Raw genomic sequence first — 22978 nt, forward strand, 5'->3', positions numbered from 1 at the left:
ACAGTACAAGGTTCCTCGCGCGCTGGCTTACGATCGATGGGGATTTCCACCGCCCCCCCGTTACAAAGCTTGGCTGTGATGGTTCGCGCGGGCTGCGGCAGCGGCCCGACCGCAAGCGGCAACAGCACGAGGATACCGGAGAGAACGGGGCCGTTCATCGTTCGTCCTCGTCCTCTTCGTCGATCAGTATACGCTGCGCTGCGCCATCGAGGTCCTCGAACTGGCCGCGCTTCATGGCCCAGAAGAACGCGGTGAGCCCGAGCATGCCGAGCCCCAGTGCAATCGGAATAAGGAAGGCGAGGCCGCTCATTGCGCCGCTCTGGCAAGCCTGAGCGAATTGCCGACTACCACGAGCGAGCTGAGCGACATCGCCACCGCTGCGATCAAGGGTGTTACAAAACCGGCCAGCGCCAGCGGCACGGCAAAGACATTGTAGACGATCGCGAAAGTGAAGCTCTGGCGCACGATCCGCATGGTCCGGCGGGCGACCCGTACCGCCAGCACGACAGGGCGCAGTGACCGGCCGAGGAAGACCGCATCCGCTGCCTGCTGGCTCACGTCGCTGGCACTGCCCGGGGCTATCGAGGCATGCGCCGCGGCCAGCGCCGGGCCGTCATTGATGCCATCCCCCACCATGAGCGGGTAATGCCCGGCCGATTTGAGTTTTTCGATATGCGCAAGCTTGGCGTCGGGGTGAAGTTCGGCCTTCCACTCGAGCCCCAGGTCGCCGGCGACCGCGCTCACCGGCGCCGCCCTGTCACCCGATACCACCGTACTTTCAATGCCCGCAGCGGCAAGTTCGTCCAATGTCACCTGGGCATCGTGCCGAACGGGGTCGTCGAACGCGATATTCGTGACCTCGTCGCCGATGCGCAGTCCGGTAGCGATACGGAACCCGCCGGTATCGGGGCGGGTGAGCGCCACTGCGATACCGCCGAAGACAGCGGAGACACCGTTGCCGCCCGTTTCTTGCACACCCGACAAGTCGACGGGTTGCACGCCGCGCCCTTCGAGCGCGCGGGTGATGCTCTTGCTCAGCGGATGGCGGCTGGTGCGGGCAAGTGCCAGGGCGATCGCTGCCTGCCGGTCGGTAAGATGGCCCAGTTCGGGCACCGGCTCGCCCACGGTCAGCGTGCCCGTCTTGTCGAACAGCGCGGTATCGATTTCGGCAAGCCGTTCCAGCGCGCTGCCATCCTTGACCAGCAGGCCGTTCCTGGCGAGCGCCCCTGACGCCACGACTTGAGCTGCCGGAACCGCGAGCCCCATTGCGCAAGGGCAGGTGATGATCAGCACCGCAATCGCGATTACCAGCGACTGGTACCATCCCGCCCCGGCGATCATCCATCCGGCAAAGGCCAGCAGCGCAAGCGAGTGCACCGCCGGGGCGTAAAACCGCGATGCGCGATCCGCGATGCGGACATAGTGGCTGCGTGATTGGCCCGCCTCGTCCATGAGCCGCGCGATCCCCGCGAGCGCCGTATCCGAAGCGGCCTCTGTCACCCGCACGCGCACTGCATTCCCAAGATTGATCGCCCCGGCATAAACCGTATCGTCGGCCCGTGCCGCCTGCGGTGCGCTTTCCCCGGTCAGCATGGCATTGTCGAGCGTCGTCTCGCCTTCCTCGATCACGCCATCGGCTGCGAGCGCCTCGCCCGCCGCGACGATCATCAGCATGCCCCGCTCGAGATCCTCCGCAGCGACGGTGCGATGCGCTCCGCTCTCATCGAGGACCATCGCGCTGCGACCCATCCGCGATAGCAGGGCTCCGATCCCTGCGCGCGTCCGGTTGCGCATCGTCGCGTCGAGCGCGCGCCCGGCAAGCAGGAAGAACAGCAGCATGACCGCGCTGTCGAAATAGGCATGGCCCGTGCCCGCGATGGTCTCGTAGAGGCTCAAGCCCGTCGCCAGCAGGACCCCGATGGAGATCGGCACGTCCATGTTGGTGCGTCGGTGGCGCAGTGCCATGGCTGCGCTCGCGAAGAAGGGCCGGCCGGCATAGGCCACCACCGGCACGGCAATCATCGCCGACAGCCAGTGGAACAGGTCGCGCGTGACCCCTTCCGCGCCCGACCATACGCTGACCGAAAGCAGCATGATGTTCATCATGCCGAAGCCGGCCACGGCGAGCGCCCGCATCAGCGCCGCCGCTTCGCGGTCGTCGCGCGCCATCGGATTGTCGGCCACCGGCTGGGCCTCGAACCCGATGGCAGCGATCGCTTCGACGAGGTCATTCTCACCCAGCCGCGCGTAATGACGGACGGCGACACGCTTGGCGGAGAAGTTCACCCGCGCCGCGTCGACACCTTCGAGCTTCGCCAGCCCGCGCTCGATCTTCGATATGCACCCGGCACAGCGCATCCCCGGCACGGTGAACCGGCTGTCGCGCAAGGGCATGCTACCCTGCGTGTCGAGTGCGAGCGGGGCATTCATTGCACTTCCGCTTCATCCATCCAGCGCTGGTCACCTACGGCGATGCTAACGCGCGCGATCCAGCGGCCCTCGGGCAGGGTTTCGGCCGAGATATAGCTGCCCGCCCCCGCCTGCCCCAGCTGCAAGGACATGTCCTGCGGCCGGCCGAGCGGTCGCCGCAAATCGGCAGAGACGCGTGCCGCCGGCGGCACACCCTGCGTCGTTACCATCAGCCTGCCGTCCGCGGCGCGCGCCATCTGCGCAGTATAGCCACGCTTGCGGCCCTCGCGCGCCTCCTCGAGCCAGCCATTGAACTTCTGGCTCGCGACATAGGAGTTCTCGACCACCACGCCACCGAAACCGCCGATGGCGAGCGAGGCCATGTAGAAATTCACCGCAACCACGACCCCGAAACCGGCGACCATGATCATGGCCATGTCCCGTCCTGTGAACTCCCGGCGCATCATTCATCCTCCGGCGCATCGAAGCGCGTTTCCACCACATCCGTTTCGCGTTGCTCATCGAGCGAGGTGATACGGAATTCAAATTGCTGCGCGGCGGTGCCAGCCGGTACGGCGACATAGGCGCGCACTGCCCGCACGAGATCGGCCGGCACTGTCACCCGCTGTGTGGCGGAGGCCTCGTCGCGGTTGATCGTGTCCGTCCACATGAGAGCGCCGGGCAGGCTTTCGACCGCAATCTCCATGGCGCGCGGGCGGCTTTCCATGTTGCGGATCTTGAGCGTGTAGGAGTTGCGCACCGACCCGTCCGACATGAGCATGAAGGGCGGGTTGCGATCGGGGGCGACGGTCAGTTCCGTATGACTGCGCGTACCCAGCGCAAACAACAGTGCTCCGCCGATCCCAGCCCAGATCATCGTATAGGCGATCGCGCGCGGCCGCAGCAGCGTGCGCCAGGGCGATTTCACGGCCTCGCCGGCTGCCTCGCGCTCGCAATCTTCGAGCGTCGCATAATCGATCAAACCCGGCGGGCGTCCGATATCGTCCATGACCCGGTCGCAGGCATCGATGCACAACCCGCAGGTGATACACCCGATCTGCGGTCCTTCGCGGATATCGATCCCCGTCGGGCACACTTGCACGCATTGGGTGCAATCGATGCAGTCGCCGAACCGGTCGGGGTTCTTCGCTGCCTTCTTGACGCTTCCGCGCGGCTCGCCGCGCCAGTCCTTGTAGGTCACCAGCAGCGATTTTTCGTCCATCATCGCCGTCTGGATGCGTGGCCAGGGGCACATGTAGATGCACACCTGTTCGCGCATGAAGCCGCCCAGCGTGACCGTAGTCAGTGTCAGCACCGCGACCGTTATATAGGCAACCGATGCCGCCTCGCCGCGCCAGAAATCCTCGACCAGCGTGGGCGCATCAGCGAAATACATGATCCACGCGCCACCGGTCCAGAACCCGATGAACAGGTAGATGCTCCACTTGAAGGCGCGGCGCGCCACCTTGCTCCAGGTCCACGGTGCCGCGTCAAGGCGGATGCGTGCATTGCGATCACCATCGACGAAGCGGTCGACGTGCTGGAAAAGGTCCGTCCACACCGTCTGCGGACAGGCATAGCCGCACCATGCGCGACCCACGGCGCTGGTCACGAGGAACAGGCCGATCCCCGCCATGATCAGCAGCCCGGCCACGAAGTAGAATTCGTGCGGCCAAATCTCGATGCTGAACATGTAGAAGCGGCGATTGGCGAGATCCACCAGCACGGCCTGATCGGGCGCGTAGGGACCGCGGTCCCAGCGGATCCACGGCGTTACATAGTAGATCCCAAGGGTGACCAGCATCACCAGCCATTTGAACCGGCGGAAAGGCCCGTCGATCCGCTTGTTGTGCACTGCCTTGCGCGGCTCGTAGAGCCGTTCGGGCAGGTGCTCTCGCGCGGGTTCGTGCGGTTCGTGGCGACGCGTCGTCGCCGCAGGATCGGCAACCGCACTCGAGACCGGCTGGTTGCTCTTGGCGATACCGTCCTCGACGACTACCGACCAGTCGCGCTCCCCCGGTGGCCTGTTGTCTTCAGGGTTGTTCATCGACCGCTACCTCGGGATCCTCGGCAACTTCCACGAAGTCTTCGCCTCCCCCGAGCGAGTGTACATAGGCAGCCAGCATCTTCAGCGTCACCGGATCGAGCCGGCCCTCCCACTTGGGCATCATGCCCATACGCGGGTCGAGGATCTGCTGTTTGATCGCCTCACGGCTGCTACCCCGCAGCCAGATCGCATCGTTGAGAGTGGGTGCACCCTGCGCCCGGTCCCCTTCCCCGCGGATGCCGTGGCAGGCAGCGCAATTGTCAGCATAGATCCGTGCCCCCACCGGATTGCTCTCGGCCTTGCCGCTGAAGGCGAGGACGTGATCGGTCAGGGCATTGAGCTGGGCGGTATCGAACGCGCCCGCGAAGGGCGGCATGACGCTGCTACGGGTCTCGTCGTCGCCGGCCTGGCGAATGCCATGTGCAAGCGTGTATTCGATCGCCTTGAGATCGCCGCCCCACAGCCAGTCGTCGTCATTGAGGTTTGGATAGCCGAGTTCCTGGCTGCCCGCCGCGCCCGAACCATGACATTGCACGCAATTGACGCGGAACGCGGCTGCGCCGCCGGCAACCGCCTGCTGCATCAGCGGGCCGTCCTCGGGCAGGCGTTCGATAGGAATGCGGGCCAGCTGCTCGCGCATGGTAGCGCGGGCCTGGTCGGCAGCGCTCATTTCCTCTGCCAGTTCCCCCCGGCTCGACCAGCCCAGCACGCCCTCGGTCGCCCGGTCGATCATGGGCCAGGCGGGATAGGCAATCACATAGCCCACCGCGAAGGCAATCGTCAGATAGAAGGTCCACAACCACCAGCGCGGCAGCGGCGTATCGAGTTCTTCGATGCCATCCCATTCATGGCCGACGGTGGGCGTGCCGGTCGGTTGGTCGATGCGCTTATTCGCCATCGGCTTTTCCTTCGAAGATCAGGTTTGCTGCGTCGCGATTGCGTTCTTTCGCGCCGGGTCGGAACGGCCAGGCGCACAGACCCACAAACAGCGCCAGCATCAGCACCAGCGCATAGCTGTCGGCGAAGTGGCGCAGGGTTTCGTAGATGCTCATCGGCCCTTCTCCTCGGCCAGTTCCTCGAGCGGTGCGGCGCTGTCGAAATCGACGAGCGTGCCTAGCATCTGCAGATAGGCGATGAGCGCATCCATCTCGGTCAGCTTGTCGGGATTGCCGTCGAAATCGCGGATCTGCGCCTTGGGATAGCGCGCCGCGAGATCGCCGGGATCGCGATCGGGATCCGCCTGCGCGAGCATATCGGCCTCGGCATTCGCCAAGTCTTCCTCGGTATAGGGCACACCCACCCGCATGAGCGCCACCATGGTCGCTTCGGGATCGCCGATTTCGAGTTCAGTCTCCTTGAGGAAGCCGTATTGCGGCATGACGCTTTCGGGCACCACGCTCTGCGGATCCTCGAGGTGCTGGACGTGCCATTCGTCGGAATAGCGGCCACCCACGCGCGCCAGGTCGGGTCCGGTGCGCTTGGAGCCCCACTGGAACGGATGGTCGTACATGCTTTCGGCAGCGAGGCTGTAATGGCCGTAGCGCTCCACCTCGTCACGGAACGGGCGGACCATCTGGCTATGGCACACGTAGCAACCCTCGCGGATGTAGATGTCGCGCCCTGCCTGTTCGAGCGGGGTGTACGGGCGCACGCCCTCGACCTCCTCGATGGTATTGTCGAGATAGAACAAGGGCGTGATCTGGACGAGACCGCCGATGGCTACGGTCACGAAAGTGCCGATGGCCAGCAGGGTGATGTTGCGCTCGAGCCGCTTGTGGCCCTTGACGGTTTCTTCGACGATGGGATCGGTCATGGCTTGGGTGATCCTATTCGGCCGGAACGGCGCTGGGCTGGTTGACGATCGGACGATCCGCTTCGGGATCGTAGGCAGCGTCGTTGAGCGGAGCTTCGACACGCTGCTTTCCGGCCAGCGTCATCCAGATATTGTAGGACATGATAAGGGCACCGCCGAGGTACATCAGGCCACCCGCGGCGCGCATGACATACATCGGGAACATGGCGGCGACGCTGTCGGCAAAGGACCACACCAGATAACCGTCAGGCCCGTATTCGCGCCACATCAAGCCCTGCATGATGCCCGCAACCCACATGCTCGCGGCGTAGAAAACGATGCCGATCGTTGCGAGCCAGAAGTGCCAGTTGATCATGCGCAGCGAATACATCCGTTCGCGCTTCCACAACCGGGGCACGAGGAAATAGACGCAGGCGAAAGTGATCATGCCGTTCCAGCCAAGCGCGCCCGAATGCACGTGGCCGATGGTCCAGTCGGTGTAGTGCGACAGGCTGTTGACGCTTTTGATCGACAGCATCGGTCCTTCGAAGGTGCTCATGCCGTAGAAGGCGAGCGCCATTACCATCATGCGGATGATCGGGTCGGTGCGGACCTTGTCCCACGCCCCGTTGAGCGTCATCAACCCGTTGATCATGCCGCCCCAACTCGGCATCCACAGCATGATCGAGAAGACCATGCCCAGCGTCTGCGCCCAGTCGGGCAACGCGGTGTAGTGAAGGTGGTGCGGGCCCGCCCAGATGTAGAGGAAGATCAGCGACCAGAAGTGGATGATCGACAGCCGGTAGGAATAGACCGGGCGCTCGGCCTGCTTGGGGACGAAGTAATACATCATCGCCAGAAAGCCTGCGGTAAGGAAGAAGCCGACCGCGTTGTGGCCGTACCACCACTGCGTCAGCGCGTCCTGCACCCCAGCGAATGCGCTATAGCTTTTGGTGCCCAGGAGGCTCACCGGCATCGCCAGGTTGTTGACGATGTGGAGCATCGCCACTGTGACGATGAAGGCGAGATAAAACCAGTTGGCGACGTAGATATGCGGTTCCTTGCGGCGCGCCAGCGTGCCCACGAAAACCACGAAGTAAGCGACCCAGACGATCGTGAGCCACAGGTCGACATACCACTCGGGCTCGGCATATTCGCGCGACTGGGTAATCCCGAGCAGATAGCCGGTCGCTGCCAGCACGATGAACAGCTGATAGCCCCAGAAGACGAACCGCGCGAGATTGGGAAACGCCAGCTGCGTACGGCAGGTGCGCTGCACGACGTAGAAGCTGGTCGCCAGCAGCGCGTTGCCGCCAAAAGCGAATATCACCGCGCTCGTGTGCAGCGGGCGCAGTCGACCGAAGTTGAGATAGGGTTCGAAATTGAGCTGCGGGAACGCCAGCTGAGCGGCGATGAAAACACCCGCCAGAAGGCCCGCAAGTCCCCAGAACATCGTGGCGATGACACCCCAGCGAATGGGATCGTCGTCATACCGCGAAGGTCCGTCGGGAAGCTTGAAGAAGCCCCGCGCCTTGCCGAGCGGGTCGAACCGCGACGCGCTGACCCAGATCATCACGAAGCCAAGGGCCGCGATAATCCAGGCGTGCGCCGCGAAACCGCTGTCCGCCGCGCCCAGCGCCGCCGCCATCGCAGCCAGCATGACCAGGAACCACAGGCCCACCCGGCCCAGCGCCGTTTCCGCTTGCATAGAATTCTCCGTCCTTTTGCAGGGGGTTAAGCGGACCGCCCACGAAGATCATTGACCCAGATCAAATTCGGAAAAGATTTCACGCGGCCTCGCGCAGGAAGCCCGCCCGGTCACGGAGGCTCTCCACGGCATTCAAAATCACGCCTGAACGGCCCACCGTCTCGATCACCCCGTCGTCCCTGAGCTTCGATAGCTGACGGCTGACGGTCTCGATTGTGAGCCCGAGACTGTCCGAGATATCACGGCGGGACATCGGCAATTCGAGAACCAGCCGGCCGTCCTGCTCGGCCCCGATCCGCTCGGCCATCCCGATCAGGAACACGGCAATGCGTTCGCCCGCCGTCTTGCGGCCGAGCGCGATCGTCTTCTCGCGGCACCGGCGCAGCGAAAGCGTGGTGTTTTCCAGCAAATGGTGAAGGACCCCCGCTTCGCTCGATGCCAGCCGGAGGAATTCGGCCGAGTCGAAAGCCAGAATGTCGCAGTCCTTGAGCGCGCTGACGGAGTAGGAATAATTGTCGGGCCCGGGAACAGTGAAGACCTCGCCGGCGAACTGGAAAGCGACGATCTGGTCGCGCGACGCTGACGCGTGCGCCACCAGCTTGATGGCCCCGTCGACCACAAAGACGATCTGCTGGCCCGCCCCCGCGAAATCCAGCGAATGGGTTTTGGCGAGCTGGCTCGATCGGCCGAGCGCCTGGAACCGGAAGTATACGGTATCCGACAGATTTGCGGGGAGTATCCGGTTGGCAAATCGCTGGAAGGGTTCGGCTGGTGTAATCATGAAGCCGCCCTCGCCCCGATAGGCCGGCGCTTCCTTGACCCAGATCAATGCCCGCAGAAATTTTCCGCGCCACAGGCGTCTGAGCGCTGCAACATCCCTGGGCCGCATGGGGCGGCCACTGCCGCGCTCGAGGACGATCGAATGAAAAAGTTACTGGTAGCTGCGCTGGCCGGTACGGCAATGTTCGCCGCACCTGCCCAGGCCGCGGACAACGATGGCAAGCTGCAGGTAAAGCTGCTCGGCACCCTTGTCGCACCCGATGGCGAAATCACCGATATCAACACGGATATCATGGGCCTTCCCGCCGCGACGCAGACCGAGGCGAGCGACAATTTCGTACCCACGCTGGCAATCGAGTATTTCGCGTCGCCGAATTTCTCGATCGAGACGATCTGCTGCGTGACGCAGCATGATGTCGATGCGGTGGCCGGACTGCCGGGTGCCGAACTGGTGTCCGACGCCAAGGTCATCCCCGCGACCTTCACCGCGAAGTACCATTTCGATCTCGGCGGTGTGAAACCCTATCTCGGTGCCGGGGCCACTTATTTTTGGTGGGTCGATGTCGAACCGGGGGCGGAGACCATTCCGCTCGGGGTAACGCGCACCACGCTATCGGACGAATTCGGCCTCGTGCTTCAGGCAGGGGCCGATTTTGCACTTGGCGACAGCGGTCTCGGCCTGACGATCGACGCTAAGCGCTACTTCGTCGACACGACCGCGCGCTGGTATGCCGGTGATACGCTGGCGATCGAAACCGAGCACAAGCTCGACCCTTGGGTATTGAGCGCTGGCGTAAGCTATCGTTTCTGAACCAAGCCAGGCAGAAGTAGCCTGTAACCTGAGAGCCTTGGCCCCCGGGCCATGGGCGAGACGGTTTTGGTGTCATTCAATCGCCCGGAAGTCGTCTCGCAACAACTAGACACGGTGACGCTCAAAGCCGGAAACCTCGACCAGCAACTCTCGATTAAGACACGCGAGACCCAGCTTGGAATGGCGGTAGAAGTAACCACGGCCCCGCAGGGCCCCCTAATGAAAGCCTATAGCGAAGGAGCGGCGCTTAGCGTATCTTATGGCGACGAAACGATCACCATCCCCTCCCATACCAGCGATACGGAGATCGACGAGTTCTTCGGCGCATGTGACGCGTGAGAAGTTTCAACTTGGTAGCGGAGGAGGGACTCGAACCCCCGACACGCGGATTATGATTCCGCTGCTCTAACCACCTGAGCTACTCCGCCCCGAAAGGCCTGCCGGGGCACTAGCCCGCTCGGCAGGCGGCGCGTTTAGGGCGGTCGGCGCGCGCGGTCAACCGCGCAATTGCGGCTCGGGTGCGATTTTGTCACCGGGCTGCGTTGCGGCCTCGTTCATTCGCCGCACCTTGGCCGCGAGGCCGCGGTTGAGGGCATGTGTCAATGCGGTGTCGACCTCGGGCACCGCGCGCGCATAATGCGCCAGCGCGTCGCGGTCGAAAGTCGCCACGCGGGTGGGCTCGGTGACGATTACCGTAGCCGAAGCAGTCTGGCCCGAGACAAGGCTCATTTCGCCGAGGAATTCTTGCGGGCCGCAGGTCCCCACCACCCGGCCGTCGCATTCGACGCGCGCTGCCCCACGCGCAACATAGACCAATGGCGGGTCGGGCTGGTCCTGTCGCATGAGCACCGCGCCTGCTTCCACGTCGCGCCACTGCATCAGGTCGCGCAATCTTTGCTGCCGTCCGGGATCCTCTATGCCGAGCAGCCGATCGAACAGGCCGACCTCTTCCTCGAGCATGGCGCCGCGCCGCGCGCGTCGCCGCAGCACCGAAATCTGGATCGCGTTGACCGCAACGAAGACGAAGGCGATGATTGCCCAGCCGATCTGCCCGATCAGCGCGAAATGCGCGCAGCCGCCGATCCCGGCGAGCAGCATGATATAGCGCAGCTGGCGGATCGAAGTGGCCGCCATCGCGCCGATCGCCGCCAGCGCGGCCGCGTAAGCCAACAATCCAGCGAGTCCCGCCATTGCCACATACTCCCCCGGTTGCGCCCTTATGGCGCGGCTCGCCCGCGGAATGCAAATGCCTTTACCGGTTCCCATGGGCCGCCGCGATAACGGAACAGTTCCAGACCGTGGAAGGCGAATGGTTGCGGCATGATGGTGCCCGCAAGCTGGGCCTGCAGCGCCTTGGCTTCCTTGCCCGTCACCTTGTTTTGAATGGTTACGTGCAGGCGCGGCCGATGCTGGTCCTGCTGCGTCAGCATGCCGCGGAAATGCTCCGCGATCAGGTCGCGGAGCGAGAGCATGGCCGGGCTCGACAGCTTGATCGCGGTGCCGCCGCCCAGCGGCATGATCCCCTCGACGCGCGCCTCCACCGAGGCAAATTCGGCGGCCAGCCGCTTGAACAGCGTGCACGCTTCCCGCTCGCACATCGCGGGCAGCGCGTGGAACAGCGTGACATGTGCCTCGAGATAGTTGCGTTCGGGCGGGAAATGTGCGGTTCGCAGGGCGGTGAAGCGCGCGTGCAATTCGCGCGGCAATTGCGCTGTGACGATCAGCGGGACGTCACCGGGTGCGGTCACATTTCCCCGCGCTTACGGCGGATCTCGAACCATTTGGCGACGTTCCGGTTATGCTCGTCCAGCGTTTCCGCGAAAGCGTGCCCTCCGGTTCCATCGGCGACCATATAGCGCGCGCTTGTTTCTGCCGGGTTCAGCACCGCCGCAATCGCCTCGCGCCCGGGATTGGTAATCGGTCCCTTCGGCAGGCCTACCATCGTGTAGGTATTGTAATCGTTGATGGCCGCGATTTCCGACTGGCGGATGCGTCGTCCCAACGGCTTTCCCTTGGTGATGGGATAGATGATCGTCGGGTCTGCCTGGAGCAACATGCCATCCTTGACCCGGTTGGAGTAGAGGCCCGCGACCATGCGGCGCTCGCGCGCCACGCCGGTTTCCTTTTCCACGATCGAAGCGAGAATCACGGCATCGGCGATATTGTCGACCGCGATGTCCGAAGCGCGTTTGGGCCACGCTTCGGCGAGATAGTTCTGCATCGCGGCCTGCATCCGCGCGAGCACTGTGCTGCGCGCCTCGCCGCGCTCGAAATCATAAGTGTCGGGCAGGACCGAACCTTCGACCGGGACCGGGATTTCGCCCGTCAGGTGTTCTTCCGCCATCAGCCGTTCGTGAACCATGACCGAGGGCAGGCCCTCGGGGATGGTCACGAAGCGACGGATCACCTCGCCATGCTGGAAAGTATCGAGGATGGTCGCATTGCTCACCCCCGCAGGCAGCAGAAATTCTCCCGCCATGATCGGGTCGGACGATCCGAGCAACTTGGCGCGAAGCAGGAAACCCTCGGGGTCGGCGATCAGCCCTTCTTCTCCGAGCTTGTCCGCAACAGAGGTCAGACTGGCGCCCGCTGGGACGATGAAACTGGTGTCCTCCTCGATCTCGGAACTGCCCCACCAACCGGCGAGGAACCAGATCGCGCCGATGGCCAGGACCAGCGAGAGGACGCCCGCGAGGAGGCACCCGGCTTTCTTCACGTCAGTCGACCTTCTTGACGATCAGCGAGGCATTGGTCCCGCCGAAGCCGAAGCTGTTGTTGAGCGCCGCCTTCACTTCGCGCTGCTTGGCCTGCTTGGGCACGAGATCGACACCCTCGGTACCCTCGTCCGGATTGTCCAGATTGAGCGTCGGCGGGACGATCTGGTCGCGGATCGCGAGAATGCAGAAGATTGCCTCCACCGCGCCCGCGCCGCCGAGCAGGTGGCCGATGGCGGATTTGGTGCTGCTCATCGATGCGCCGCTAAGATCGTCGCCCAGCACGCGCTTGACCGCGCCCAGTTCGATCGTGTCGGCCATGGTCGAGGTGCCGTGCGCATTGACGTAATCGATATCGCCGGCAGCGAGACCGGCTTTCTTCAGCGCCATGCGCATCGCCAGTTCCGCGCCCTTGCCCTCGGGATGGGGCGCCGTGACGTGATAGGCATCACCGGAAAGGCCGTAGCCGACCACTTCGGCATAGATCGTCGCACCGCGGGCCTTGGCGTGCTCGTATTCCTCGAGCACCACCACGCCCGCGCCCTCACCCATGACGAACCCGTCGCGGTCGCGGTCATAGGGGCGGCTCGCTTCGGTCGGACGGTCGTTCATGCTCATGTTGAGAGCGCGCGCCTGCGCGAAGCCCGCTACGCCGAGCGGGTTGATCGTGCTTTCCGCACCGCCCGCCAGCATGACATCGGCATCGTCCAGCGCAATCATACGCGCGGCATCGCCGATCGAATGCGCGCCGGTCGAACAGGCAGTGACCACCGCGTGGTTGGGGCCCATCAGCCCATATTTGATCGACACCTGGCCGCTGATGAGATTGATCAGCCGGCCGTGGACAAAATGCGGCGAGACGCGGCCCGGGCCGCGTTCATGCAGCACGATACTTTCCTTCTCGATCCCCGGCAGGCCGCCGATGCCCGACCCGATCGAGACGCCCGTGCGCAGCTTGAGCGCATCGTCCATGTCGTCGAGACCCGCGTCCTCGAGCGCCTGTCCGGCGGCATCGATGCCATAGACGATGAAGGGATCGACCTGGCGCTGAACCTTGTGATCGACGCGCTTGTCGGGATCGAAACCGTCTTCGTGATCCTTGGGCTTCACTTCGCAGGCGATGGTGCATTTCTGGCCCTCGGTGTCGAAACGGGTGATCTGCCCCGCCCCGCTCTTGCCCGCGATCAGGTTCTTCCAAGAGGTCTCCACATCACCGCCAAGGGGGGTGACGAGGCCCAGTCCGGTAACGACCACACGACGCATGCAATTCTCCGCAGATAAGACAACAGGCCCGGCCCGCTATCGGGTCGGGCCTGTCCGGTCCCGCACGACGGCGGGAAATCGAAAGCGCTGGGCTTAGCCCTTGTGCTCTTCGATGTACTTGGTCGCGTCGCCGACGGTGGTGATCTTCTCAGCCGCATCGTCGGGGATTTCAACGCCGAACTCTTCTTCGAAAGCCATCACCAGCTCGACGATGTCGAGGCTGTCTGCACCGAGATCGTCGATGAAGCTGGCTTCCTGGGTGACCTTGTCGGCCTCGACGCCGAGGTGCTCGACGACAATCTTCTGCACGCGGTCGGCAGTATCGCTCATTTTTGTCCCTCTCAGATTTGGGGGTTTGTGAATTGCCTGCCGCCCTAATGAGTGCCGCTGGCAAGCGCAAGAGGCTGCCGACACATGCCCGGCAAAGCCCCTCTTCTCAATTCGCGGCTTCGACAGGAGAATCCGGCGGGTAGCGGCGGTCCAATTGCCTCTCCGCGCGGAGCCGGCTGGCGACGCGATCAAGCCCGGCGCGCGCGTAGTCGCGGCCATTGCTGCCCGCCAGTGTGCGTTCGTAGAGCGGTATTGCATCTTCAAGCCGGTCCTCGCGCTCGGCACAAAGCCCGGCGTTGAACAATAGCGAGCCGTGGTCGGGATTGGCGGCGAGCAGCGCCTCGAACTGCCCGCAGGCCTCCGCCTGGTCGGTCTTGGTGAGGCGTACCGCATCCTTGAAACTTGCGGAATCCTCGCGCTCCAGCCCTTTCCTGCTTTCCATGATCCGCACATTCTCGCGGCGGTACTCGGGCGCGAGATCATACCGCACGCGGACCGCGAATTCGTCGACCATCTCCTGCATCATGGCGTTGGCTGACGGTTCACTCTTATCGTCGTCACAATAGCGCTGCGTCCGGGCCAGGGTGTCATTCGCCGCATAGAGCGTGCCGCCTTCGCGCGCGATCAGCCGGACCGACGGATCGAAGCGGACCGCAAGTTTGCGACATCGATAGACCTCGACCTTTTCCTCGACGCATTTCTTGCGCTCGTCGCGGCGGACACAGCGTGTGCGCTTCTTGGTGCCGTCTCTGATGTCGAGGATTTCGCCGCTCGCGGTCCCGCGCATGATCGCCGCGCCATAATCTCTCGCTGCGGTCTCGCCGGTGCTGTCGCCGTAGCGGCGCGCTTGTCCCGCGAGGATCGTGAAGTAGGGCTCGCGATCGAGACGGACGGCCTCGAGCCGATCCGCCAGCGCGATCGCCAGTTCCTCGCCCACATCGCCGCCGAACCGCTCGACGGCGATCTCCCGAACTTCGACCGCGCCGGATTGGCGTGCTGCATAGACGCCTTCGACGGTCAGCACTTCAGCGGTGACTGTTCCCGGAACGGCGAGCGCCAATCCCGCCAGCGCAAAACCTGCAAATGTCCGCATTCCCTCCCCCCGTGTTTGCGAGGGGGAGGCTAGATCAGCGCGGTGACGCTGTCATGAACGATTGCGTCAGCTATTGTCAGGCTTCGGAGCTTCCACAGTGCGAACATGCACGTCGCGCAGCTGGCGCGGGCTGACGAGGTTGGGCGCGCCCATCATCAGGTCCTGCGCCTTCTGGTTGAGCGGGAAGGCGATCACTTCGCGAATGTTCGGCTCGTCCGCCAGCAGCATCACGATGCGGTCGATACCGGGGGCCGAACCGCCGTGCGGCGGCGCACCCAGCTTGAACGCTTCGATCATGCCACTGAAGTTCTCGTCGACATCGGCCTGGCCGTAGCCGGCGATCTCGAAAGCCTTGTACATGATGTCCGGACGGTGGTTCCGGATTGCGCCCGAAGACAGCTCGTATCCGTTGCAGACGATGTCGTACTGCCACGCCTTGATCTCGAGCGGGTCCTGGTTTTCCAGCGCGTCCATCTCGCCCTGCGGCATCGAGAACGGGTTGTGGCTGAAGTCGATCTTCTTCGCGTCCTCGTCATATTCGAACATCGGGAAATCGACGATCCAGCAGAACTTGAAGCAGCCTTCCTCGATCAGGCCCAGCTCTTCGGCCACGCGGGTGCGCGCGGCGCCCGCCAGCTTGGCGGCGTCCTTTTCCTTACCCGCCGCGAAGAACAGGCCGTCGTTTTCGCCCAGGCCGAGTTCGGCATAGAGCTTTTCCATGCCTTCGGGGCCGTGGTTCTTGGCGATCGGGCCACCAAATTCGCCGCCCTTGCGAGTGACGTAGCCAAGCCCGGCGAAACCCTCGCGTCGTGCCCAGTCGTTCATCTCGTCGAAGAACTTGCGGCTCTTCTCATGCGTGTTCGGCGCGGGGATCACGCGCACGCGCCCGCCGCCGCCCACGATCTTCTCGAACAGGCCGAAGCCCGAAGTCTCAAAGTGTTCGGTCACGTCCGAGATGATCAGCGGGTTGCGCAGATCGGGCTTATCGCTGCCGTATTTCAGCATCGCTTCGGCGTAGGGAATGCGCGGGAATTCGCCAGCCGGGGTCACGCTCTTGCCGCCCGAGAATTCCTCGAACACGCCCGCCAGCACAGGCTCGATAGCCTGGAAGACGTCCTCCTGCGTGACGAAGCTCATTTCGAAGTCGAGCTGGTAGAATTCGGGGCTGCGGTCTGCGCGCAGGTCTTCGTCGCGAAAACACGGCGCGATCTGGAAATAGCGATCGAAGCCGGCGACCATCAGCAATTGCTTGAACATCTGCGGCGCTTGCGGGAGCGCGTAGAAGCGGCCCGGGTGGAGGCGGCTGGGCACGAGGTAGTCGCGTGCGCCCTCGGGGCTCGAGGCGCCGAGGATCGGCGTCTGGAACTCGCTGAAACCCTGGTCGGTCATACGGCGGCGCAGCGAGGTGATAACTCGGTTGCGCAGCATGATATTGGCATGCACCCGCTCGCGGCGCAGGTCGACGAAACGATACTTGAGGCGCGTTTCCTCCGGATAGTCCTCCGCTGAATTCACGATCAGCGGCAGGTCTTCCGCGCGGCTCTGCACGCTTACCTCGCGCGCGAAGACCTCGATCTCTCCCGTCGGCAGGTTTGCATTGACCGCCACATCCGCGCGCGCCTTGACCGTGCCGTCGATGGTGACCACCGATTCCAGCTTGATCCGGTCGAGGATCGGCAGCGCCGGGCTGTCTTCATCCGCGACGATCTGGGTAATGCCGTAATGATCGCGCAGATCGACGAACAGCACGCCGCCATGATCGCGCTTGTTGTGCACCCAGCCCGACAGGCGAACGGTGTCGCCGACATTGTCCTTGGTCAGCTGGGCGCAGGTATGGGTACGATAGGCGTGCATGAAAAGGTCGATCTTTCTGCCGAAATGGAATGAAACCGCGCGCGCAAGCAGGCGCCGCGCAAAAGCGCGCCCCTAACAGCCATCGAGGGCGGTTTTGTCAAGATTCGTCTGGTTGCGGACTAGGCAATCCGCGCGCGCCGCAAGGCGCGCAGTACGCCGGCGCGTAGCCATGGCCTCTCGCCCGGAGGCGGAGCCCGCATCCCGCATCGTGCGAGCACGCCGTTCATAGCCCAGGCATCGTCCTGCATGAGGCTGTCGCGCGAGCGCCAGGTAATCGACAGCGATATCGACGGCACATCCCCTACCCGCACCGTGTGCGGGACCTTGAACGGGACATAAAGCGCGGCACCCGGCACGAGATCGCAATGCATCGCCTGATCCGCCATATGCGGCGACCATTCGAGCAGATTGTCGCCGCAGCGATGATACCGCTCGTTGTCCGCCCGCGACGGCAAACCGGCCTCCTCGGGCAGCAGGGTGAACCGCTTGCTTCCCGCGATCTGGAACAGGATATTGAATTCGGGGTCGAAATGCAGTGGGGTCACCAGCCCCGGCGAGCTGACGAAGAGAAAGGCGGTCGGGCGCAGCACTGGTCCGGTGCGCAGTTGCACGACCGGCTCGATCGCGGCGAGAATGTCGCTGACCAATGGTGCGAATTGGGGCCACCGGTCCAATTCGCGCAGCATGATCCAGCGCCGCGCCCCTGCCAGTTCCGCCACCATGGGCCGCAGGTCGGTGGGCAGGTCGCGGCGAACCTTGAAACGACCCCCGGGCGTGTCCTCGCGTACCTCGATCAATGATCGGTCACCGTTGGCAAGGATGTCGGCCAAGCTACCCCAGTCGAACACGGGATCGGCGGACAGCGAGTGCGTTATCGATTGCGCGGAGCGAGTGCGTTATCGATTGCGCGGATTGCGGATATGCCTGCCACAGTGGCGCGCGTTCGAAGCGCGTCGTGGCAGCGCCCTGTTCGAACGCGTGCTGCAGTTCCATCCGGCTCATGGCGGTGCGGATAGCAGCCAGGCGTTAAGACCTGCTTGACCCCCATCATGGCAAGTCTAAAGCGGCGGCCAGCATAGCGGTGCACAGTACAGCGCATGCGATTGCAGGCGGTGTGCGAAAGCGGCTAGCCTGCCCCCGCGGGACGAACCCGCACCACAAAATGGGCCACGGCCCGAGGGCGGCACTCCGCCCGCAAGCAACGAAAAGACACGATGAAAATACACGAACTGATTACCGAAACCGCACCGCTCGCCGAACTGTGCGAGCGGCTGGCGAAGAGCGACTTCGTCTGCGTCGATACCGAATTCATGCGCGAGAACACTTATTGGCCCGAGCTGTGCCTGGTGCAGATCGGCAATGAGGAGGAGGCGGCAGCGGTGGACCCGCTGGCCGAGGGCATTGATCTCTCTCCGCTATGGGAACTGCTGTGCGACAATGACGAAGTGCTCAAGGTCTTCCATGCCGGCGGGCAAGACGTCGAGATCGTCTACAACTTTACTGGAAAGACCCCGCAGCCGATCTTCGACACACAGATCGCGATGATGGCGATCAGCCAGTCGGAGCAGATCGGTTATGCCAATTTGGTCGAGAGCTGGCTCGGCTTGACGATCGACAAAGGTGCGCGCTTTACCGACTGGAGCCGTCGCCCGCTGACCGAACGCCAGATCGAATATGCGATCGGCGACGTGACGCATCTGGCGCAGATATTCCCCCGCATCCTGAAAAAGCTGATCAAGACCGGCCGCGGTGCTTGGCTCGATGCCGAGATGGAAAAGCTGGCCGATCCGGAAAACTACGCCAACGATGCCGAGATCGCATGGAAGCGTATTCGCTCGCCCGGGCGCAATCCTGCGGTGCTGGGCCGGCTGAAGGCGCTCGCCGCGTGGCGCGAGAGCGAAGCCCAACACAAGAACATCCCGCGCGGCCGCATCATGCGCGATGAAACGCTGGCCGATATCGCTAGCCATCCGCCGAAGAAGCAGGCTGATCTCACCAAGGTGCGCGGCCTGTCAAACGCGTGGAAAGACAACGATATAGGCAAGCGTCTTCTCAAGGTACTGGACAAGGCAGAACCACTGCCCAAATCCGAGATGCCCGAAAAACCCAAGCGTGGCGCTCCGCTCGGCAAGGAAGGCGCGCTGGTTGCTGATTTGCTCAAGCTGCTGCTCAAGATCCGTGCGCGCGAGATCGATGTCGCAGCGCGGCTGCTGACCCGCGCTGACGAGATGGAAGCTCTCGCTGCGGGCGTGCGCGACCTCAAGATACTCGAAGGCTGGCGCTACGACGTGTTCGGCAAGGATGCGCTCGAACTGGTCGAGGGACGCCTTGCCTTCGCGGTCAAGGACGGACGCCTGCTGATGACCCATGTCGATGAGCTCCACGCGGGCATGGTCGAAGCGCAGGCCGCGGAATAGCGCGCGCGTGAGCACCTACCTCCCCACGCTCAAGCAGCTGCAATATCTGGTTGCGCTGCACGAGCATGGCCATTTCGGTCGTGCGGCGGATGCAAGTTTCGTGTCGCAATCGACGTTGTCGGCCGGCATCCGCGAACTGGAATCGCTGCTCGGTGTAACTCTGGTCGAACGCAGCCGCCGCGTGGTGCGCTTCACTGCGCTTGGCAATCAGGTCGTGGACAAGGCGCATCGCATCCTGCGCGAGGCGGAAGAACTCGCCGATCTGGTGCAGGCTGCCGGCAAGCCGCTCGCCGGGCAGTTGCGCATGAGCGTGATCCCCACCATCGCCCCCTTCCTGCTGCCGCGCTTCCTCCCGCGGTTGCGACGCGAACGGCCCGACCTCGAGCTGCTGCTGCGGGAGGAAACGAGCCACGACGCGGTCGAATCGCTGCAGCATGGCCGGGTCGATTGCGTGCTGCTGGCGCTTCCCTTCGCCACGGGCGAGGTGGAAATGGCGCATATCGGCGATGACGAACTCTACGTCGCCTTTCCCAAGGACGATCCGCGCGACCCGCCCGACTTCGTCCCGCCGAGCATGATCGACGAGGGCCGGCTACTGCTGCTCGAGGATGGACACTGCCTCAAGGATCACGCGCTCGCGGCCTGCAACCGGCCGGAAATGCGCGCGTCCGCCACGATGATCGGGACCAGCCTGCACACGCTGGTGCAGATGGTCGACAATGACCTCGGCCTCACCATGCTGCCCAAAATGGCGGTCGACGCGGGGATCCTCGACGGGACGCAGGTCGTCGCCCGCCCGCTCAAGAGCAAGACGGCGACGCGCGAGATCGCCCTGATCTGGCGCAAGAACTCTCCCCGCCGCGCCGATTTCGAATTGCTGGCCGAAGAGCTGCGCGCCGGTTAGAATGCCAGCGAGCGCTTGGGTGGCTTGGCATCAGGAGACAAACGCCATGTTCTGGAGATTGATCGGACTGGGCTTGGTCGGATATCTCGGCACGAAGCTGCTTTCTGGCAAGTCAGGCTCGCGCAATGCCGCCTATGCCGAAGGCCAGCCGCATGATTTCCATACCGACGTCCGCGATGCTGGGCCCGGCGCGATGCGCGACGGATGCGATGGCGAATGGACCGAAGTCGATGAAGATCTCGACGAAAGTTTCCCCGCCAGCGATCCGCCGGGCGGATACTGATCCGTCGATGCCTTAGAGCAGGACCGAACGGGGGCGGCCCTGCAGACATGCGTGCGAGATCATCGTGTTCGCACGCGCCATAGGCCGCTCGCGCGGAAACAGCCCGGTGATATGATCCACGATCGCGGGGTGCAGCGGTCGATCGAACCACACACCGGCGGTCTGTCCCTCAATCCATCTCACCAGGCCGCTAAAGGCTTCGAAGCCCGGTAGTGTAACCGTGATGGTGCCGAGTGTGAGATGAAAATGGCGATGGTCGATCAGGCAGCCACATTGCGAGAGGTCGAGCACGATTGCGTCCGGATGCCGGACCTTGCCTTGGCGCAATCTGGCCTTCGATGACAATTCATAGCGCGATTCCGCCCGCTTCTCTTCCGCGTACACCGCTGGGTCCTCCCGTCGTATGATCCCACGACGGTATTCGCATCCCGCAGCAAATTGTTCGTCAAATCGAAGCTACGGCAAATGCCTTAGCGCGCCGAGGATGGTTTTGCGGGACCAATCCTGCAGATCGAGCAACTGATCAATCCATGTGCTTGAGACCGACGCGCAGGTAGTCCCAACCGGTGATAACAGTCAGCACGGCTGCAGCCCAGAGCGTGGCGAGGCCGACCGTGTGCGGGACATTGGCGTCGATCTCGCCCAGGGCGATGGTCCATCCGGGAAGTCCCTGCCCCAGGATCAGCGAACCGAGCGAAACCATCTGGAAAGTCGTCTTCCACTTGGCGAGCTTCGACACCGGCACCGAGACCTGCAACGGCCCGAGGAATTCGCGTAACCCCGAAACCGCGATTTCGCGCATCAGGATGATCAGGCCTGCGATCACGTGCGCATCGCCTACATACGGCCCGCGCAGCACACCCTGCGCCGCAAGCACGAGGATCACCGCCGCAACCATGATCTTGTCGGCGATCGGGTCGAGGAAGATGCCCAGCTTCGATACCGTCCCGCTGGTCCGCGCGAGATAGCCATCGAAATAGTCGGTCACCCCCATCAGGCAATAAAGCCCGAAGGCGAGCAGGTAGCCCATTTCCCAGCCCGGCCACCATAGGAAGTAGGCCAGCAGCGGGATCGCGAAGATGCGCGATAGCGTGAGGATATTGGGCAGCGTCAGCATCGTGCGCGCTTGCCTAGCGGCAATCGTCCCGTCGCAAAAGCCGCTCAATTTCCTTGTCCGCCATGGCGATAGCATTAGACTCGCCGGCACGAATGGGTTTCGCCCCGGGGGGACATGTTTACATCCACGCATTTGCTGCGCCGCAGGCGGTTCCTGCCGCTGTTCGTCACGCAGCTGTTCAACGCGTTCAACGACAACCTCTACAAGACCACTATGGTCCTGTTTGTCGTCTACGCGGTCTATAACGACGAAAGCACCGAGGCGACCTTCAGCGGATTGGCTTCCGGCCTGTTCATCCTGCCCTTCTTCCTTCTTTCGGCGCTGGCCGGGCAACTTGCCGATATGCGCGACAAGGCGCGGATCATCCGCACGGTGAAATTGTGCGAAATCGGCCTGATGTGCATTGGCGCGGCGGGTCTCTACATGGCGTGGCAGGGGACGTTGGTGCATGCGGTCGCGATCCCGCTGTTGCTGCTGGCGCTGTTCCTCACCGGGGTCCAGTCGACCTTCCTCGGGCCGATCAAATACGCGATCCTGCCCCAGCACCTCAAGAAGGACGAGGTGCTGGCGGGCACCGGGCTGGTCGAGGCAGGAACCTATATCGCGATCCTCGCGGGCACGATCCTCGCTGGCCCTCTGGCAGTAGAGCATACCGGCTGGGCGGCGATCGGCATCATCGTGACCGCTTGCATCGGCTATCTCGTCAGTCGTCAGGTCCCCCCCGCCCCGCCCATGGGCGAGGTCGAGAAGCTCGACTGGCATATCCTGCGCGCTTCGGTGAAGCTGGTGCGCGACACGATGCACAATGCTGAGGTCTATTACGCAATCCTCGCGATCAGCTTCTTCTGGACGATCGGCGCTGTGCTGTTCATCCAGTTCCCGCCGCTGGCGAAGAACACCATCATGGCCAGCCCCGAGGTCGCGAGCCTGTTCCTCGTGGTATTCTCAATCGGGGTGGCGATCGGCTCGGTCGCGATCAACGCGCTGCTAAAGGGGCGCGTCTCGGCGCGCTATTCGCCGATCTCGGTTATCGTGATGGGCGTGTTCGTGGTGGCCTTCTATGTCGTTGCCAAGCTGTGGGAAGCGGACCAGCCCACCAGCCTGCTGAGCGTCCAGGAGTTTATCGCCTGGCCGATGGCTACCGTGCTGCTGTTGTGCCTGTTGGGGATCGCGATCGCCGGGGGCATGTTCGTCGTGCCGCTCTACGCCTTTCTCACCACCCGCGTGTCTCCCGACAAGGCATCGCGCACCATTGCCGCGAACAACATCGTGAATTCGGGCGCGATGGTCGCCGGCTCGCTGGTCGCCATGGGAATGAGCGCGGTGGGCATTCCTATCACCGAGCAGGTGCTGCTATGCGCTTGTATGTGCCTGTTCTCGGCGTGGCTCGGCAAGCGCCTGGTGGCAGCGGAAAACGCGGCGGCCGAACTGGCCGCCGCGATGCGCATCTGAGCCG

Annotated in this window: 25 protein-coding genes and 1 tRNA gene; 6 read left to right on the forward strand and 20 right to left on the reverse strand. The window is 63.6% G+C overall.

Annotated elements, in window-relative coordinates; translation table 11 throughout:
* Positions 1-154 precede the first annotated feature (154 nt).
* The 9 genes from ccoS to FHS69_RS04320 all read right to left on the reverse strand — a co-directional run bounded on the left by ccoS (position 155) and on the right by FHS69_RS04320 (position 8737).
* Entirely contained in the window at positions 155-310 is a 156-nt protein-coding gene (ccoS, locus tag FHS69_RS04280; RefSeq protein ID WP_166776669.1) for a cbb3-type cytochrome oxidase assembly protein CcoS, read from the reverse strand.
* On the reverse strand, positions 307-2430 hold the full coding sequence (locus FHS69_RS04285; protein ID WP_166776670.1) for a heavy metal translocating P-type ATPase: 2124 nt from the start codon (positions 2428-2430) through the stop codon (positions 307-309). Before FHS69_RS04285 ends, ccoS begins: the two co-directional genes overlap by 4 nt.
* The gene (locus FHS69_RS04290) at positions 2427-2876 is read right to left on the reverse strand and encodes a FixH family protein (protein ID WP_166776671.1); all 450 of its coding nucleotides are present in this window, start codon (positions 2874-2876) and stop codon (positions 2427-2429) included. The genes FHS69_RS04285 and FHS69_RS04290 overlap by 4 nt, the downstream gene beginning before the upstream one ends.
* Positions 2873-4456 (reverse strand): cytochrome c oxidase accessory protein CcoG, encoded by a 1584-nt coding sequence (gene ccoG / locus FHS69_RS04295; protein WP_166776672.1) that lies wholly within the window; start codon positions 4454-4456, stop codon positions 2873-2875. The genes FHS69_RS04290 and ccoG overlap by 4 nt, the downstream gene beginning before the upstream one ends.
* Positions 4443-5354, reverse strand: coding sequence for a cytochrome-c oxidase, cbb3-type subunit III (gene ccoP, locus FHS69_RS04300; RefSeq protein WP_166776673.1), 912 nt, complete (start codon positions 5352-5354; stop codon positions 4443-4445). Before ccoP ends, ccoG begins: the two co-directional genes overlap by 14 nt.
* Positions 5344-5508 carry a CcoQ/FixQ family Cbb3-type cytochrome c oxidase assembly chaperone gene (locus FHS69_RS04305; protein ID WP_063507159.1) on the reverse strand — a complete coding sequence of 55 codons (165 nt, stop codon included), beginning with the start codon at positions 5506-5508 and terminating at the stop codon, positions 5344-5346. Before FHS69_RS04305 ends, ccoP begins: the two co-directional genes overlap by 11 nt.
* On the reverse strand, positions 5505-6269 hold the full coding sequence (gene ccoO / locus FHS69_RS04310; protein WP_166776674.1) for a cytochrome-c oxidase, cbb3-type subunit II: 765 nt from the start codon (positions 6267-6269) through the stop codon (positions 5505-5507). The genes FHS69_RS04305 and ccoO overlap by 4 nt, the downstream gene beginning before the upstream one ends.
* Positions 6270-6282: 13 nt before the next feature.
* A complete protein-coding gene (ccoN, locus tag FHS69_RS04315) occupies positions 6283-7956 on the reverse strand; it encodes a cytochrome-c oxidase, cbb3-type subunit I (protein WP_166776675.1) in 1674 nt (557 codons plus the stop codon).
* 79 nt (positions 7957-8035) lie between these two features.
* Entirely contained in the window at positions 8036-8737 is a 702-nt protein-coding gene (locus tag FHS69_RS04320) for a helix-turn-helix domain-containing protein (RefSeq protein WP_166776676.1), read from the reverse strand.
* A gap of 141 nt (positions 8738-8878) precedes the next feature.
* Between FHS69_RS04320 and FHS69_RS04325 the strand changes: the two genes are divergently transcribed.
* Positions 8879-9547 carry an OmpW/AlkL family protein gene (locus FHS69_RS04325; RefSeq protein ID WP_166776677.1) on the forward strand — a complete coding sequence of 223 codons (669 nt, stop codon included), beginning with the start codon at positions 8879-8881 and terminating at the stop codon, positions 9545-9547.
* Positions 9548-9598: 51 nt separating this feature from the next.
* Complete coding sequence (locus FHS69_RS04330; RefSeq protein ID WP_166776678.1) at positions 9599-9886, forward strand: hypothetical protein; 288 nt, start codon at positions 9599-9601, stop codon at positions 9884-9886.
* Between the two features lie 12 nt (positions 9887-9898).
* Here the strand turns inward: FHS69_RS04330 and FHS69_RS04335 are convergent.
* The 9 genes from FHS69_RS04335 to FHS69_RS04375 form a co-directional block, all read right to left on the reverse strand.
* Positions 9899-9975: transfer RNA gene (locus FHS69_RS04335), tRNA-Met, on the reverse strand.
* Between the two features lie 67 nt (positions 9976-10042).
* Positions 10043-10738, reverse strand: a complete 696-nt coding sequence (locus FHS69_RS04340; RefSeq protein WP_166776679.1) for a cyclic nucleotide-binding domain-containing protein — start codon at positions 10736-10738, stop codon at positions 10043-10045.
* A gap of 26 nt (positions 10739-10764) precedes the next feature.
* A complete protein-coding gene (locus FHS69_RS04345) occupies positions 10765-11295 on the reverse strand; it encodes a 2'-5' RNA ligase family protein (protein WP_166776680.1) in 531 nt (176 codons plus the stop codon).
* Positions 11292-12263: an endolytic transglycosylase MltG gene (gene mltG, locus FHS69_RS04350; RefSeq protein WP_166776681.1), complete on the reverse strand. Its 972-nt coding sequence runs from the start codon at positions 12261-12263 to the stop codon at positions 11292-11294. Before mltG ends, FHS69_RS04345 begins: the two co-directional genes overlap by 4 nt.
* A 1-nt stretch (position 12264) precedes the next feature.
* Positions 12265-13524 carry a beta-ketoacyl-ACP synthase II gene (fabF, locus tag FHS69_RS04355; protein WP_151885617.1) on the reverse strand — a complete coding sequence of 420 codons (1260 nt, stop codon included), beginning with the start codon at positions 13522-13524 and terminating at the stop codon, positions 12265-12267.
* A 93-nt stretch (positions 13525-13617) separates the two neighbouring features.
* Positions 13618-13854 carry an acyl carrier protein gene (locus FHS69_RS04360; RefSeq protein ID WP_006834437.1) on the reverse strand — a complete coding sequence of 79 codons (237 nt, stop codon included), beginning with the start codon at positions 13852-13854 and terminating at the stop codon, positions 13618-13620.
* 106 nt (positions 13855-13960) lie between these two features.
* Positions 13961-14947, reverse strand: coding sequence for a hypothetical protein (locus tag FHS69_RS04365; RefSeq protein WP_166776682.1), 987 nt, complete (start codon positions 14945-14947; stop codon positions 13961-13963).
* Positions 14948-15013: 66 nt separating this feature from the next.
* Positions 15014-16801 (reverse strand): aspartate--tRNA ligase, encoded by a 1788-nt coding sequence (gene aspS, locus FHS69_RS04370; RefSeq protein WP_166776683.1) that lies wholly within the window; start codon positions 16799-16801, stop codon positions 15014-15016.
* A gap of 119 nt (positions 16802-16920) precedes the next feature.
* Positions 16921-17631 (reverse strand): cupin-like domain-containing protein, encoded by a 711-nt coding sequence (locus FHS69_RS04375; RefSeq protein ID WP_166776684.1) that lies wholly within the window; start codon positions 17629-17631, stop codon positions 16921-16923.
* A 384-nt stretch (positions 17632-18015) separates the two neighbouring features.
* Here FHS69_RS04375 and rnd point away from each other — a divergent pair, with 384 nt between their 5' ends.
* From rnd to FHS69_RS04390, 3 genes are read left to right on the forward strand one after another with little or no spacing between them, the layout of a single operon-like run.
* Entirely contained in the window at positions 18016-19218 is a 1203-nt protein-coding gene (rnd, locus tag FHS69_RS04380; RefSeq protein WP_067469838.1) for a ribonuclease D, read from the forward strand.
* 7 nt (positions 19219-19225) lie between these two features.
* On the forward strand, positions 19226-20122 hold the full coding sequence (locus FHS69_RS04385) for a LysR substrate-binding domain-containing protein (RefSeq protein WP_067469835.1): 897 nt from the start codon (positions 19226-19228) through the stop codon (positions 20120-20122).
* A 46-nt stretch (positions 20123-20168) separates the two neighbouring features.
* Complete coding sequence (locus FHS69_RS04390) at positions 20169-20405, forward strand: hypothetical protein (protein WP_130586368.1); 237 nt, start codon at positions 20169-20171, stop codon at positions 20403-20405.
* Between the two features lie 12 nt (positions 20406-20417).
* Here the strand turns inward: FHS69_RS04390 and FHS69_RS04395 are convergent, their stop codons facing one another.
* Positions 20418-20789, reverse strand: coding sequence for a PilZ domain-containing protein (locus tag FHS69_RS04395; RefSeq protein ID WP_341801664.1), 372 nt, complete (start codon positions 20787-20789; stop codon positions 20418-20420).
* 139 nt (positions 20790-20928) lie between these two features.
* Complete coding sequence (gene pgsA / locus FHS69_RS04400) at positions 20929-21522, reverse strand: CDP-diacylglycerol--glycerol-3-phosphate 3-phosphatidyltransferase (RefSeq protein ID WP_067469826.1); 594 nt, start codon at positions 21520-21522, stop codon at positions 20929-20931.
* Between the two features lie 114 nt (positions 21523-21636).
* On the opposite strand from pgsA, the gene FHS69_RS04405 reads away from it, so the two are divergent.
* A complete protein-coding gene (locus tag FHS69_RS04405) occupies positions 21637-22974 on the forward strand; it encodes an MFS transporter (protein ID WP_166776687.1) in 1338 nt (445 codons plus the stop codon).
* Positions 22975-22978 lie beyond the last annotated feature (4 nt).

Origin of the sequence: Qipengyuania flava, from assembly GCF_011762005.1 — a bacterium.
GTDB lineage: Bacteria > Pseudomonadota > Alphaproteobacteria > Sphingomonadales > Sphingomonadaceae > Qipengyuania > Qipengyuania flava.

Excerpts from the sequence above, each read along its gene's own strand:
- ccoS (WP_166776669.1), bottom strand. The coding sequence starts at position 310 with ATGAGCGGCCTCGCCTTCCTTATTCCGATTGCACTGGGGCTCGGCATG.
- FHS69_RS04285 (WP_166776670.1), bottom strand. The coding sequence starts at position 2,430 with ATGAATGCCCCGCTCGCACTCGACACGCAGGGTAGCATGCCCTTGCGC.
- FHS69_RS04290 (WP_166776671.1), bottom strand. The coding sequence starts at position 2,876 with ATGATGCGCCGGGAGTTCACAGGACGGGACATGGCCATGATCATGGTC.
- ccoG (WP_166776672.1), bottom strand. The coding sequence starts at position 4,456 with ATGAACAACCCTGAAGACAACAGGCCACCGGGGGAGCGCGACTGGTCG.
- ccoP (WP_166776673.1), bottom strand. The coding sequence starts at position 5,354 with ATGGCGAATAAGCGCATCGACCAACCGACCGGCACGCCCACCGTCGGC.
- FHS69_RS04305 (WP_063507159.1), bottom strand. The coding sequence starts at position 5,508 with ATGAGCATCTACGAAACCCTGCGCCACTTCGCCGACAGCTATGCGCTG.
- ccoO (WP_166776674.1), bottom strand. The coding sequence starts at position 6,269 with ATGACCGATCCCATCGTCGAAGAAACCGTCAAGGGCCACAAGCGGCTC.
- ccoN (WP_166776675.1), bottom strand. The coding sequence starts at position 7,956 with ATGCAAGCGGAAACGGCGCTGGGCCGGGTGGGCCTGTGGTTCCTGGTC.
- FHS69_RS04320 (WP_166776676.1), bottom strand. The coding sequence starts at position 8,737 with ATGATTACACCAGCCGAACCCTTCCAGCGATTTGCCAACCGGATACTC.
- FHS69_RS04325 (WP_166776677.1), top strand. The coding sequence starts at position 8,879 with ATGAAAAAGTTACTGGTAGCTGCGCTGGCCGGTACGGCAATGTTCGCC.
- FHS69_RS04330 (WP_166776678.1), top strand. The coding sequence starts at position 9,599 with ATGGGCGAGACGGTTTTGGTGTCATTCAATCGCCCGGAAGTCGTCTCG.
- FHS69_RS04340 (WP_166776679.1), bottom strand. The coding sequence starts at position 10,738 with ATGGCGGGACTCGCTGGATTGTTGGCTTACGCGGCCGCGCTGGCGGCG.
- fabF (WP_151885617.1), bottom strand. The coding sequence starts at position 13,524 with ATGCGTCGTGTGGTCGTTACCGGACTGGGCCTCGTCACCCCCCTTGGC.
- FHS69_RS04360 (WP_006834437.1), bottom strand. The coding sequence starts at position 13,854 with ATGAGCGATACTGCCGACCGCGTGCAGAAGATTGTCGTCGAGCACCTC.
- FHS69_RS04365 (WP_166776682.1), bottom strand. The coding sequence starts at position 14,947 with ATGCGGACATTTGCAGGTTTTGCGCTGGCGGGATTGGCGCTCGCCGTT.
- aspS (WP_166776683.1), bottom strand. The coding sequence starts at position 16,801 with ATGCACGCCTATCGTACCCATACCTGCGCCCAGCTGACCAAGGACAAT.
- rnd (WP_067469838.1), top strand. The coding sequence starts at position 18,016 with ATGAAAATACACGAACTGATTACCGAAACCGCACCGCTCGCCGAACTG.
- FHS69_RS04390 (WP_130586368.1), top strand. The coding sequence starts at position 20,169 with ATGTTCTGGAGATTGATCGGACTGGGCTTGGTCGGATATCTCGGCACG.
- pgsA (WP_067469826.1), bottom strand. The coding sequence starts at position 21,522 with ATGCTGACGCTGCCCAATATCCTCACGCTATCGCGCATCTTCGCGATC.
- FHS69_RS04405 (WP_166776687.1), top strand. The coding sequence starts at position 21,637 with ATGTTTACATCCACGCATTTGCTGCGCCGCAGGCGGTTCCTGCCGCTG.